Genomic DNA, 12,760 nt, shown 5'->3' with positions numbered 1-12,760 from the left:
ATGTGGAAAACATGACAACCTGGGGACAACTGTCAGTGAACCTTTCCACCCCCTGAGGCGGCCTGCTGGTCACAGCATGCTCGTGAGGCTGACGTTCGCCAAAGGGGCCGGCCCCGCATCGCGGGAGCCGGCCCGCCGGGGTCAGCCCAGGCCGTTCTTCACGGCCGTGATGAGCTCACCGTCGGTGGTGTCGCCGCTGAGTTCCCACAGGAACGCGCCGCCGAGGCCCTGGTTCTTCGAGTAGCTCATCTTGCCGCCGATCGTGCTGGGCGTGTCATAGCCCCACCATTGGTCGCCGCAGTGGGCGTACGCCGTGCCCGCGACTGTGCCGGTGGCCGGGCATCGGGCCTTGAGCACCTTGTAGTCCTCGACGCCCGCCTCGTACGTCCCCGGCGCCGGCCCCGTGGCCGTGCCGCCCGGCGCGGCCTGCGTGACGCCGGTCCAGCCGCGGCCGTAGAAGGCGATGCCGAGCAGTAACTTGCTCGCGGGCACCCCCTTGCCCTTGAGGTTCTGGATCCCGCTGTCGCCGTGGAAACCGGCGATCGGAATGCCGGAGTAGCTGTTGAGCGGCGAGTTCGGGGCCGTCGGGCCCTGCGCCGCCCAGGCGCCGAAGTAGTCGTAGTTCATGACGTTGTACCAGTCGACGTACTGCGCCGCGCCGGCGTAGTCGGCCGCGTCGATCTTGCCGCCGCTGGTGCCGTCGGCGGTGATCGCGGCGGTGACCAGGTTGCCGGAACCGAAGCGTGAGCGCATGGCTGACATGACGTTCCCGAACGCGGCCGGGCCGCTGGTGTCGCAGGTCACGCCGCAGGCGTTCGGGTACTCCCAGTCGATGTCGATGCCGTCGAACACATCCGCCCAGCGCGGGTCCTCGACCAGCTTGTAGCAGGAGTCGGCGAACGCGGCCGGGTTCTGGGCGGCCTGGCCGAAGCCGCCGGACCAGGTCCAGCCGCCGAAGGACCAGAGCACCTTCAGGCCGGGGTACTTCTTCTTGAGCTTGCGCAGCTGGCTGAAGTTGCCGCGCAGCGCGCCGATGTCCCCGGTGTCGGCCACGCCGTCCACGCTCTCGGCCGCCGTGGAGGCGCGGTCGTAGGCGGCCCAGCTGTCGCCGATCGTGCACTGTCCGTTCGTCACGTTGCCGAAGGCGTAGTTGATGTGCGTCAGCTTGGCCGCCGAGCCGCTGGTGTCGATGTTCTTGACCCGGTAGTTACGGGCGTAGACGCCCCACTCCGCGAAGTAGCCGAGCACCTTGTTGCCGCCGATGTCACCCGTGGTGGCCGTGACGGCGGCGCTGGCGGCGGAGCGGTTACCGGCGGCGTCGCGGGCACGGACGGTGTAGGTGTAGGCGGTGCTCGCGCTCCGGCCGGTGTCGGTGTAGGTGGTGCCGGTGACGGTGGTGACGAGCGTGGTGCCCCGGTAGACCTCGTAGCCGGTGACTCCGGCGTTGTCGGTGGAGGCGCTCCAGGCCAGCGCGACACTGTCGGCGGTGACGCCGGTCGAGCGCAGGTTTCCGGGCACGGTCGGGGCCGAGGTGTCGGGCGGGTCGCCAGGGGAGTTCTCGTCGCGTGTGTAGTCGAACGGGAACTTGGGGGTCAGGATTTCCGAGCATTGCCCCCTGGGGACGCACACGATGCGGCTGTCTTTGGGGATGGCCTTTTCGAGGTTATCCGCGAACTTGGAGTCCTTGATCGCGATCAAAGCGCCCTTGAAGTCGTGATTGAACAGCTTGTCGCGAAGTCCATCCGGGAAACCGTTGTAGGAGACCAGGGTCGAGCGGCGCCACTGCTGGTAGTGGTTCTCGGGCGGTTCGTCGTTCGCCGTGGCGAAGCGGAAGGCGTGGGTGGAGCCGCCGTCCTTGTGATACACGATCTTGGGGTGGGTGCCGTCCCAGCGGACCTTGTCGGCCGGCCTGACCTCATACCTGTTGTGCGCCGACGCGGCCACATACTTCGCCTGGTCGTTTTGGACCCAGACCGCGATGTGCTCCCAGTCGTGGCGATGGCCGCCCATGTCGTGCACATGCTCGACGGCGACGTCCTTCTCGAAGTAGTAGTCGTAGAGATAGACGCACCAGCCGGAGTTGCACCGTTGACGGGAGTAGGCGTTGGTGTTGTCCAGGTCTGCTTTGTCGCGGCAGAGATAGGAGCTTGTGGTGTTGTGGTTGTCCAGGCCTTCAGCGATCTGACCGTCAGGTCCGATGGCCGGGACATTGTAACAGCCGTTGGTGTCGTAGTCGAGGGCTGGCTGCCATTTGAGGTCCGCCTCGGTGGCGTTCTGCGGGAGCGCGCGCGGTGGGGCGGGGTCGGCGGCCATCGCGGGCGAGGCCGGGATGAGGGCGCCGAGCGTCGCCACGACAATGGTGATCACGGTTGCGATCAGGGCCGTTGGCCGGCGCGGGAGACGCCGGCCCCGGCTTCGGGGGAGGCCGGGAAGGGTGCGCGACCAGGCTTTCCTGGCCTTGGCGGAAAGGTTTGGCAAGTCTGTGCTGCCCCTCTCAGAAGATGATCATGGAATCGGTCGAATTTGATCAACGGAGCGCGCTGCAAAACCGCTCTGCGCCCGGCCGTTCCGCCCGCCGGCCACATGCGGAACCGGCGGACGCCTCGCCCCGTAGGTAGCCCATCCGCATCCCACGGTGCCCGCCGGTCCCACCCCTGGCCGGCCTGTCGCCCTGCCCGCCGCCGGTCACGCCTGCGGGGCGTGACCGGCCGGCGACTCCGGCGGTGGCCGGATGTCGGCGTGTCACAGGATCTGGATGGCCATGACCTGCGGAGGGCGGTTCGGGAAGGTGATGTCGCGCCAGCGATTGATCCTCACCGAGGCGCCGTTGGCGTCGTAGTAGATCAGGTCGTTGTTGCCCGTGGAGATCCGGTCGACCCACCATCCGCCGAAGTCGGTCTTTCCGCCGTTGGCGTAGCAGTCGACGCTGCGGAAGCTGTAGAGGTGTGACCAGATCTTCAGGAAGTTCTCACCGTCAACGCATCGGACGTGATTGATGGCGAAGGCGGGGCCGGCCGGGATGGTGACGGTGAAGGCGGCGGTCGCGGCGAGCGCCACGGCTATGGAGCGGGCGCTCTTCTTGCTCTTCGAGATCACAGACTCTCCTTCTGCGGAGACCGGCGCGCACGGCCCCGGCCCTGTTGGTGACGTCGTGTCCTGACGAAACGGTGTTTCGCGGGCCGGCGGACGGCCGGCTGCGCACCGGAGCGGTCCTTCAGGGCTGCGCCTTTCCATGACGCAATTGGGCAGCCCCGTAATCAGGTGGTTTACCTATCAAGACCGTATGGATATGAGCATGCCGACTTCTTCCGTCAAATTACTGAACCTGGGTATGTTGGGACTTCAGGTCTGGGCGTAGAATCGGATTGCCCTGGGAGCCGACTCAATGGATCATGGGCGCATGATCGGCCGAGACGCCGAGCTCCGCCGGATACGCGCCATGCTTGAGGGCGTGCGCACGAGCGGTTCGGCTCTGCTCATTCACGGCGACGCCGGCATCGGCAAGAGCACACTCATTGATGCCGCCGTCGGCGCCGCCTCGGAGCAGGGCTTTCACATCCTGCGTTGCAGGGGCACAAGAACGGAGTCATGCTTCGCCTTCGCGGGGATCCACGAGCTCCTCCATCCGGTCAGGGACCGCATCGACTCTCTGCCCAGCCTCCAGGCGTCGGCGTTGCGTGCCGCGCTCGGCCTCGATGACCATGTCTCCCACGATGCGTTCCTCGTCCGGCTCGGGGCGCTGAGCCTGCTGGAGGACGTGGCACACGAGTGTCCCCTCCTGCTGGTGGTCGAGGATCTTCATTGGCTCGACCGTTCCAGCGCCGACGTCCTGCGCTTCGTCGCGCGTCGCCTCGCCCCGAGCCCGGCCGTGCTGCTCACCGCCTGCCGATCAAGGGGAGGAGGCCCGATAACCGAGCTGGCCATCCCACGCCTGTATCTGACCGGGCTTGCGCTCGACGAGGCCAACCGGGTGCTCGACCAGGTCGGGGTGCCCTTGGCGGGAGCGCTGCGCGGTCACGTCCTGGCCGAGGCGCAGGGCAACCCGCTCGCGCTGGTCGAGCTCCCGAAAGCGGTGCGGGACCAGGGGTTGCCCGACGTGACGGGCCTGCCGTCTCGGCTGCCGCTGACCGAACGGCTCCGGGAGGTCTTCGCCGCTCGCGTGTCCGCCACACCCGCACGTACCCGGCAGGTACTCTTGCTCGCCGCGACGAACGACAGTCTGTCGCTCACCGAACTCCTCCTGGCCGCCGCCCAGCACGGGCTCGGTGTGGAAGACCTGGCGCCGGCGGAGCACGAAGGACTCGTGTTCTGTGTCGGCGACACCATCTCGTTCCGGCATCCGCTGGTCCAGTCCGCCGTGTACACCACCGCCGCGTTCTCCGAACGGATGAGCGCGCACCGTACCCTCGCCGACGTCCTGTCCGACGATGTCACCCGGTCGGTCTGGCATCGCGCCGCCGCGACGGCCGGACGCGACGAACGGGTCGCCGCCACCCTTCAGTCCGTCGCCGAAAGCGCCAGCTCACGGGGTGGCACCCGTACGGCGGTCCATGCCTTCGAACGAGCCGCTCGGCTGTCGCCGTCGCCCGAGCGTCGGGCACAGCGGCTCACCCTGGCAGTGGAGGCGGCACAACGGGCAGGGCTGACCTCGGTGATGCGCCGCTTCATCCATGAGACGCGCGCGCTCACCGACGACCCCGTGCTCACCGCGCGACTGCTGTTCGCGGAGGCAACCGAGGCGATGAGTCGCGGGGTGTCCGTCGTCGACCTGTCCGAAGTGGTGGCCGTCGCCCGCCGGGTCGCCACGAGCGACCCCGAGCTGGCTTCGTACGTGGTCGGTTGCGCGGCCGCCGAATGTTTCCAGAACGCCGGCTCCCTCGTCTCACGGCGTGAGATCGTCGCCGCGATCGAGGCGCTCGGCCAGCCCTCCGACCATTCGGTGCGGGTGGTCACCCTGAGCATGGTCCTGCCCCGGGAACACCGGTCCCTGGCGCCGACGGTCGTCGCCATGGTCGAGCAGACCCCGCCGTTCGCACCGCTCCTGATGGGACTCGGCTGTGCCGCCGAGGCGCTTCAGCTGCTTCCGACGGCGACCGCCGCGTGGCGCGCGGTCGTTGAGATGCTCCGGCGCGCCGGAGCGGCCGGCCAGCTCACGGTCACGCTGTATCGGATGGCCAGGCTCCACATCGCCGGCGGGCACCTCCGTTCCGCGAACATGGCCATCGAAGAGGCGTCGCGGCTGGCCTCCGAGTCCGATGAGAAGTACTACAAGGGGATCTGCGCTGTGCTGAATGCGCACGTCTTGACGCTCCGCGGCGACGATGAGCGTGCCCTGACCTCACTCGACCATGCGAAACAGCTGCTGGACAGCACCCCGCCGGCCTTCATCCGCGCCGACATCCGTCGCGCCGAGGGCATCTCCGCGCTCGTCGGCGGCCGCTACCGGGAGGCGTTCGAGGCGTTCAGCGACCTCGCCAAGCCCGGATCACCCTGTGTGGACGGGCTGACCGAGCTGTGGGCCATCTCCGACCTGGCCGAGGCCGCGGTCCACGCGAACCTGGTCGCCGCAGGCAGAAAGCTCGTCACCGCCCTCATACCCGACCTCAGCGCGTACGATTCCTCCTACCTCCGGGTCAGGTTCCATCGGGCGAATGGGCTCCTCGCCTCCGGCAACGACGCGGCGATCGCCTCGTTCGACATGGCCCTCGCCGAGCCCGGCCTGGCCGAATGGCCCCTTGAGGAGGCCAGGACCCGACTGGTCTACGGCGAATGGCTGCGCCGGCACCGCCGTATCAGCGCCGGGCGCGCCGAACTGCGGAAGGCACTGGAGCTGTTCGAAACGCAAGGGGCGCAGCCGTGGGCCAACCGGGCGCGCGCCGAGCTGCGGGGCGCCGGTGTCAATACGCGTCGCAGGCCGGACGATGGACTGGTGCGGCTGACTCCGCAGGAGTACCAGATCGCGCAACTGGCCGCAGCGGGCCTGCCCAACCGAGAGATCGCCGACCAGATGTTCCTGTCACACCGCACTGTCGCATCGCACCTTTACAACGTCTTTCCCAAGCTCGGTGTGACCACCCGCGGCCAGCTACGTGACGCGCTCCGCAGGGCGATCACCGACTGAACTCGCTCTTTGCCTCCGGCCCGGCCCCCGGACCGGGGGTCGCTCCATCGTTCCTGGGCGCACACGTCGGATTCCGCATAATGATCCGGTTGACCTGGCCTTCGACGGGACCGGTCTCCGGCAACGTAAACTTTCTCCACGGTTTTCGAGCAGCGAGACTGAAACGGACAACTCGACACGTTTGTCGACTATGTCGGACCCTCGGGGGGTGAAGGGGCCGGGGTCTTCCCTGGTAATGGGGCGGGTAAACACTGGGATAGATGATACATGAGTTAATTGGAGTCCTTATCATCCCGATAAGTCACTTGTCATCTAGCGAAGCCGGTGGTTTCCGCCGAGGCCACGTTGACAGACCCGTTCCTGTCAAACGAGCATGGGTCCTGGCTTTTGTCCGGAAGTTCGGAGGTGCGGTGCGGATAATGGCGTAAATTCGAGCGGTAGCCTCCGTGTTTGAGATCACTCTGGGAGTCCCCCTGCCCATGAGGACCAGTGAGAAGCCCGCCGGCCGCGCTCCGGCGGGCGCCGAGCGGCCGGGCTCGCCGGCCACCCTTTCCGGGCCGGCGTCGCGCAAGCTTCCCGTGCCCCCGCGCGAGCGCAAACCCGCGCTCGCGGCCCTCGCCCTGCTGCTCATCCTGGGTGGCGCGCTCGCCACCACCCTCCTGGTCCTGCGGAGCGGGGACCGGATCTCCGCGATCAAGATCGGCCGGCAGATCGGGGCCGGCCAGCCCATGCTTGAGACGGCCATGCAGGAGGTCCAGATCGCCGACACCGGCGTCGCCTACGTGGCCTGGGCCGACCGCGCCCGCGTCGCGGAGAACTTCGCCAGGGTCACACTCCTGCCCGGCACCCTGCTCACCCGGGAGATGGTCGTCTCCTCCAGCCGGGAGCTGGGCCCCGGCAAGGCCGTCGTCGGCCTCTCCCTCAAGCCCGGCCAGATGCCCCTGACCCTCGCCGAGGGCGACCGCGTCCAGGTCATCTACGTGCCGGGCCGGGGCGGCGGCACCCCGCAGAGCCGTACGCTCGCGGCGAGCGCGCTCGTCCACCGGATCGGCGCGCCCGGCAGGAACGGCTCGACCGGCCAGGTCGCGATCGTCGTGGACGCCACCCTGTCGCCCATGATCGCCGCCTACTCCTCCACCGGTGAGATCGCGCTGGCCGTGCTGCCGGGGGCGCGCTGACGTGGCGCTCATCGTGCTGGCCGCGGACAAGGGCGCTCCCGGCGTGACCACGGCCGCCACCGCGCTCGGCGCGATCTGGCCGCGCCCGGTGCTGCTGGCCGAGTGCGACCCCGCGGGCGGGGACCTCGCCTACCGCCTGCCCGCCGCCGACGGCGGCGTGCTCAACCCGGGAAGGGGGCTGCTCACCCTGGGGGCGACGGCCCGCCGCGGCCTGCGGCCCGAGCAGATCCACGAACACACCCAGAGGATCGTCGGCGGCCTGGACGTGCTGGCCGGGCTGACCCACGGCGAGCAGGCCGCCGGGCTGACCTGGCTCTGGGGTCCGCTCGGCCGCGCGCTGGCCGCGCTGCCCCACGCCGACGTGCTGGCCGACTGCGGCCGTCTCGGCGGCCACCCGGAGACCGCCGAGCTGCTGGCGGAGGCCGCGCTGGTGGTGCTGTTCACCAGGGCGAGCCTGGACCACGTCGCCCACCTGCGGGAGCGCCTGCAGGTGCTGCCCGGGTCGGTGCGGGCCGGGGTGGTGGTGATCGCCGACCCCCGTCAGTACCGCACCACGATCGACGAGGTCCGCCGGATCGTCCTCTCCACCGGCAGGCAGGTCTCCTTCGTCAGCGGGCTCGCGCACGACCCCAAGGGCGCCGAGCTGCTGCGCGGCCAGTGGGGAGGCCGCCTGGACCGCTCCCTGCTGATCCGCACCGCCCGGGAGCTGGCCGGCCGCCTCGCCGCCCACGTCCGCGCCCCGGAGCCCGCCGCATGACCATCGACCACACCCTGGTGAAGCGCTTCCGGCAGGAGGTGGGAGACCGCCTGGCCCACCAGCGCCGGCTGGACCAGGCCGGCGGCCTGACACCGATGACCGGCGAGGACGAGCGCCAGTTCGCCCGCGCGCTGATCGCGCAGGTGCTTGAGGAGTTCGCCAGGGGAGAGATCGGCGTCGGCCGGACCCCGCCCACCGCCGAGGAGGAGGAGGCGCTCGCCGCCGGGATCCACGCGGCGCTGTTCGGCGTCGGCCGCCTGCAGCCGCTGCTGGACGACCCCGACGTCGAGAACATCGACATCAACGGCTGCGACCGGGTCTTCGTCGGCTACGCCGACGGTCAGGAGATCATGCGCGAGCCGGTGGCCGAGTCCGACGAGGAGCTGATCGAGCTGATCCAGATCCTCGCCGCCTACAGCGGCCTGTCCAGCCGGCCGTTCGACACCGCCAACCCGCAGCTGGACCTGCGCCTGCCGGACGGCTCCCGGCTCTCGGCGGTCATGGACGTGACGGTCCGCCCGAGCGTGTCCATCCGCCGTTCCCGGCTGGGCAAGGTCTTCCTCAGCGACCTGGTGGGAAACGGCACCCTCACCCCCGAGCTGGGCCGGTTCCTCTCGGCGGCCGTGCTGGCACGGAAGAACATCATGATCTCCGGCTCCACCAACGCGGGAAAGACGACCCTGCTCCGCGCGCTGGCCAACGAGATCCCGCCGTCCGAGCGGCTGATCACCGTGGAGCGCGCCCTCGAACTCGGCCTGGACCAGTTCGCCGAGCTCCACCCCAACGTGGTGGCCTTCGAGCAGCGGCTGCCCAACTCCGAGGGCCAGGGCGAGATCTCCATGGCCGAGCTGGTGCGCCGCTCGCTGCGGATGAACCCGTCCCGGGTGATCGTCGGCGAGGTCCTCGGCGACGAGATCGTCACCATGCTCAACGCGATGACCCAGGGCAACGACGGCTCGCTCTCCACCATCCACGCCAACTCCTCGATGGAGGTCTTCAACCGCATCGCCACCTACGCGCTCCAGGCCACCGAGCGCCTGCCCATCGAGGCCACCCACATGCTCATCGCCGGCGCGATCGACTTCGTGGTCTTCGTCGAGAAGCGCAACGACTACGCGGCGGGCGGGAGACTGCGCCGCTACGTGTCGAGCGTGCGCGAGGTGGCCGGGGTCGACGGCAGGGTGCTCTCCTCGGAGGTGTTCGCCCTCTCGCCCGACGGCCGGGTCCTGCCGCACGCCCCGCTCTCCTGCCTGGAGGAGCTCGCCCACCACGGTTACGACCCCGGAGGCTGGGCGTGATCCCCCTCCCCCCGGGGCTGCTCGACCCGCTCGTCATGCTCGCCGGAGCCGCGATCGGCGCCGGACTGTTCCTCCTCGGCCTCTCCCTGTACGGCGTGCGCGCCCGCCCCGCCGTCCCCGGCAGGAGGGCCGGAAGGCGCGAGCTGATCCGGGCCCTGTCCACCCGGTCGGCGGTCGGCGCGATCGCCGGGGTGGCGGTGCTCGTGGTGACCGGGTGGCCGGTCATGGCGGCGGGGGCCGTACTGCTCGCCCTGGGCTGGCGGGGCCTGTCCGGCGGCGCGGCCGAGGAGCGCACGGCGATGCACCGCCTGGAGGGGCTGGCGGCCTGGACCGAGTCGCTCCGCGACACCATCGCCGGGGCCGCCGGTCTGGAGCAGGCGATCCCCTCCTCGATCCGGGCCGCGGCCCCGACGCTCCGCCCGCACCTGCGCGCCCTGGTGGACCGCCTGCACACCCGGATGGCGCTGCCCGACGCGCTCCGGATGTTCGCCGACGAGCTCGACGACCCCTCGGCCGACCTGGTCGTGGCCGCGCTCATCCTCAACTCCAAGCTCCGCGGCCCCGGCCTGCGCGACGTGCTCGGCGCGCTCGCCGTCTCGGCCCGCGAGGAGCTCGACATGCGCCGCCGGGTCGAGGCCGAGCGCCGCTCCACCCGGCGCAGCGTGCAGATCGTGGTCGGCACGGCCATCGCCTTCGCCGTCGTGCTGGTCGTGTTCAACCCCTCCTACGTCGCCGAGTACGACAACGCCCTCGGCCAGGCCGTGCTCGTGGTGGTCGCCGCGTTCTTCGGCGCCGGGTTCGCCTGGATGCGCCGCCTGGCCCGCTTCGACAAACCCGCCCGGCTGCTGGGCCTGTCCACCGGAGGCGAGGCGCGCGGTGAGTGAGACCACCAGGGCGGTGCTCGCCGGAGGAGTGCTCGGGCTGGGCCTGTTCCTGCTGATGCGGGCGCTGTTCCCGCCCCGCCCCGGGCTGGTGACCCGGCTGCTGGCGCTGGACGCGGCCAGGGACGGCATCGAGGTCCCGCGCGCCCGGCTCGTCCTGCCCGACGAGGAGGTCAGCGCGCTCCGCCGGGGCCTGGGCGTACGGCTGGCCCGCCTGTACGCGGCCAGGGGCTGGGAGGTCCGCTCGGCCAAGGCCGACCTGGCGCTGCTCGGCAGGTCGTTCGAGGGGTTCCTGGCCACCAAGGTGCTGCTGGCGGTCTCCGGGCTGCTGGCGTTCCCGCTGCTGCTCGGCTGGCTGGCGCTGATGGGGTGGGGCGTCTCGCTCACCATGCCGCTCTGGGCCGCCCTCGCCGTGGCCGGGGTCTTCTTCGTCCTGCCCGACCTGCAGACCAGGCGGGACGCCGCGCGGATGCGCCGTGACTTCCGGCACGTCGTCGGGGCCTTCCTGGACCTGGTCGCGATGAACCTGGCCGGTGGGCGCGGCGTGCCCGAGGCGTTGATGATGGCGGTCTCGGTGGGCGCCCCGGGCGCCGACGACGAGGGGGCCAACTGGGCGATGGCCCGCATCCGTGAGGCGCTGGGCAACGCCAGGATCGTCGGCATCACCCCCTGGCAGGCCCTCGGACAGCTCGGCGACGAGATCAACGTGGACGAGCTGCGGGACCTGTCCGCCGCGCTCGGACTGGTCGCCGACGACGGCGCCAAGGTCCGCGCCTCCCTGTCCGCCCGCGCCGCGACCCTGCGGCGGCGCGAGCTCGCCGAGGTGGAGGGACAGGCGGGCGAACGGTCCCAGTCGATGCTCGTCGCTCAGCTTCTGCTCTGCGCCGGCTTTGTGATCTTCTTGAGTTTTCCGGCAGCTATGAAAATGTTGGGGTCCTGACCATGCTGAGCCATCCGTGGATCGTCTACGCGACCGCCTTCCTGAGCGTGCGGATCGAGAAGGCCCGCACCGCCCCCAGCCGAGGCGCCTCGGCGGTGGAGTGGGTCATCATCACGGCCATCATCGCCGGGGTCGCGCTCGGCCTGGCCACGCTCATCAAGAGCCTGGTCGAGGGCCGGCAGGCGGAGATCTCCGACCAGTTCGGCAACGGCGGCACGGACGGCGGAGGTGTCCCTGATGGCGGTCCGAAATCGTGATCGCGAGCGGGGCGCCGCCGTCGTCGAACTAGCGATGATCATGCCGGTGGTGCTGGCGACCGTCCTGCTCATCGTGCAGTTCGCCCTCTGGTTCCACGGCTGTCAGGTGGCCGACGCCGCGGCCAGGGAGGGGGCCAGGCTCGCCCGGATCGACACCGAGTCCTGGCAGGGGGACGCCACGGACCGCGCCGAGCAGGTGCTCAAGGCCATCGGCCCGAAGCTCCTCGACGGCGCCACCGTGACCACCTGGGAGGAGGGCGACCGGAGGGGCGTCGAGATCACGGCCACGGCGGTCCAGGTCGTCCCGCTGCTGCCGTCCACCACCTTCACCGTCACCTCGCGGTTCGGCGGCCCCGTGGAGTGCTTCCGCCCCGACGACGGGAGCGAGGGGTGCCGGTGACCTCACGGCCTCCTGCCCGGCGTGGACGGCACGGGCACGGCTCCGAGGCCGTCTCCTCGTGTGGGGCCGGGCAGGGGCCTCCCGGTGACCGTGGGTCGCTGTCGGCCGAGACGGTGCTGCTGGCACCGGTCTTCCTGCTGTTCCTGCTGTTCGTGGTCGGCGCCGGCCGGGTGGTCGAGGCCCAGGGCGAGGTCAACGGCGCGGCCAGGGACGCCGCCAGGGCGGCCTCCGTCGAGCGCACCCGGGCCGACGCCGAGGCCGCCGCCGCCGAGGCGGCCAAGACCGCGCTGTCGGGGGAGTGCGAGCCCGCCGTCAGCCTGGAGGGCACGCGCTGGGAGGCGGGCGGTCAGGTCCGGGCGGTGGTGAGCTGCCCGCTCGACCTGGACTTCCTCGGCTTCGGCGCGGCCAAGGACATGAAGGGCGACTCGGTCGTCCCGCTGGAGCGGTTCCGGAGGGTCGAATGAACCGTCCCCGCGGGGCCGCCGGTGACCGGGGGTCGATGTCGGTCTTCACGGTGATCTTCTCGGTGGTGGTCTTCCTGCTGGCCGGGCTCCTGGTGGACGGCGGGGCCGCGATCAACGCCCGGCTGTGGGCCGCCGACATCGCCGAGCAGGCGGCCAGGTCGGCCGCCGACCAGATCGACGTCGAACACCTCCGCGCCACCGGCCAGGCCCGGCTGCTGGAGGAGGGCACGGTCTGCGCCAAGGCAGGGGAGGTCGTCTCCGCTCACGCCACCTCGGACGTCCGGCTCGGCGAGTGCGCGGTCGGCGCCGGTCAGGGCGAGGTCACCGTAAGGATCTCCGTCGGCTGGACGGCGTTCTTCCTCGCAGCCCTGGGTTTTCCCGGGTCCGAGATGGAGGCCACGGCCACCGCCGGTCCGGACATCGGACAGGGCGCCTGATGGCCGGCCCCTCCGTGACCCGGCGCC

Annotated in this window: 12 protein-coding genes; 10 read left to right on the top strand and 2 right to left on the bottom strand. The window is 70.6% G+C overall.

Annotated features, from left to right (window positions below):
- Window positions 1-141: 141 nt before the first annotated feature.
- Both ACWEF2_RS05155 and ACWEF2_RS05150 read right to left on the bottom strand, forming a co-directional pair.
- The gene (locus tag ACWEF2_RS05155) at window positions 142-2,367 is read right to left on the bottom strand and encodes a glycosyl hydrolase family 18 protein (RefSeq protein WP_453812072.1); all 2,226 of its coding nucleotides are present in this window, start codon (window positions 2,365-2,367) and stop codon (window positions 142-144) included.
- 375 nt (window positions 2,368-2,742) lie between these two features.
- Window positions 2,743-3,096 (bottom strand): beta/gamma crystallin domain-containing protein, encoded by a 354-nt coding sequence (locus ACWEF2_RS05150; RefSeq protein ID WP_453812070.1) that lies wholly within the window; start codon window positions 3,094-3,096, stop codon window positions 2,743-2,745.
- A 304-nt stretch (window positions 3,097-3,400) separates the two neighbouring features.
- Between ACWEF2_RS05150 and ACWEF2_RS05145 the strand changes: the two genes are divergently transcribed.
- The 10 genes from ACWEF2_RS05145 to ACWEF2_RS05100 all read left to right on the top strand — a co-directional run bounded on the left by ACWEF2_RS05145 (window position 3,401) and on the right by ACWEF2_RS05100 (window position 12,733).
- Window positions 3,401-6,121 carry a helix-turn-helix transcriptional regulator gene (locus ACWEF2_RS05145; protein ID WP_453812068.1) on the top strand — a complete coding sequence of 907 codons (2,721 nt, stop codon included), beginning with the start codon at window positions 3,401-3,403 and terminating at the stop codon, window positions 6,119-6,121.
- 479 nt (window positions 6,122-6,600) lie between these two features.
- Complete coding sequence (locus tag ACWEF2_RS05140; protein ID WP_453812066.1) at window positions 6,601-7,299, top strand: hypothetical protein; 699 nt, start codon at window positions 6,601-6,603, stop codon at window positions 7,297-7,299.
- A 1-nt stretch (window position 7,300) separates the two neighbouring features.
- Entirely contained in the window at window positions 7,301-8,056 is a 756-nt protein-coding gene (locus tag ACWEF2_RS05135) for a hypothetical protein (RefSeq protein WP_453812064.1), read from the top strand.
- The gene (locus ACWEF2_RS05130) at window positions 8,053-9,354 is read left to right on the top strand and encodes a CpaF family protein (protein WP_453812062.1); all 1,302 of its coding nucleotides are present in this window, start codon (window positions 8,053-8,055) and stop codon (window positions 9,352-9,354) included. Before ACWEF2_RS05135 ends, ACWEF2_RS05130 begins: the two co-directional genes overlap by 4 nt.
- Window positions 9,351-10,238, top strand: coding sequence for a type II secretion system F family protein (locus ACWEF2_RS05125; protein WP_453812060.1), 888 nt, complete (start codon window positions 9,351-9,353; stop codon window positions 10,236-10,238). Before ACWEF2_RS05130 ends, ACWEF2_RS05125 begins: the two co-directional genes overlap by 4 nt.
- A complete protein-coding gene (locus tag ACWEF2_RS05120; protein ID WP_453812058.1) occupies window positions 10,231-11,175 on the top strand; it encodes a type II secretion system protein in 945 nt (314 codons plus the stop codon). The genes ACWEF2_RS05125 and ACWEF2_RS05120 overlap by 8 nt, the downstream gene beginning before the upstream one ends.
- A gap of 2 nt (window positions 11,176-11,177) precedes the next feature.
- The gene (locus tag ACWEF2_RS05115) at window positions 11,178-11,432 is read left to right on the top strand and encodes a hypothetical protein (RefSeq protein ID WP_355591728.1); all 255 of its coding nucleotides are present in this window, start codon (window positions 11,178-11,180) and stop codon (window positions 11,430-11,432) included.
- A complete protein-coding gene (locus tag ACWEF2_RS05110; protein ID WP_453812056.1) occupies window positions 11,413-11,832 on the top strand; it encodes a TadE/TadG family type IV pilus assembly protein in 420 nt (139 codons plus the stop codon). The genes ACWEF2_RS05115 and ACWEF2_RS05110 overlap by 20 nt, the downstream gene beginning before the upstream one ends.
- Window positions 11,829-12,296: a TadE/TadG family type IV pilus assembly protein gene (locus ACWEF2_RS05105; protein WP_453812054.1), complete on the top strand. Its 468-nt coding sequence runs from the start codon at window positions 11,829-11,831 to the stop codon at window positions 12,294-12,296. Before ACWEF2_RS05110 ends, ACWEF2_RS05105 begins: the two co-directional genes overlap by 4 nt.
- Window positions 12,293-12,733: a pilus assembly protein TadG-related protein gene (locus ACWEF2_RS05100; RefSeq protein WP_453812052.1), complete on the top strand. Its 441-nt coding sequence runs from the start codon at window positions 12,293-12,295 to the stop codon at window positions 12,731-12,733. Before ACWEF2_RS05105 ends, ACWEF2_RS05100 begins: the two co-directional genes overlap by 4 nt.
- Window positions 12,734-12,760: the final 27 nt, after the last annotated feature.

The organism is Streptosporangium sp. NPDC004631 (genome assembly GCF_053601935.1).
The sequence above is the reverse complement of the archived record's forward strand: the minus strand, read 5'-3'. Positions and strand labels throughout refer to the sequence as shown.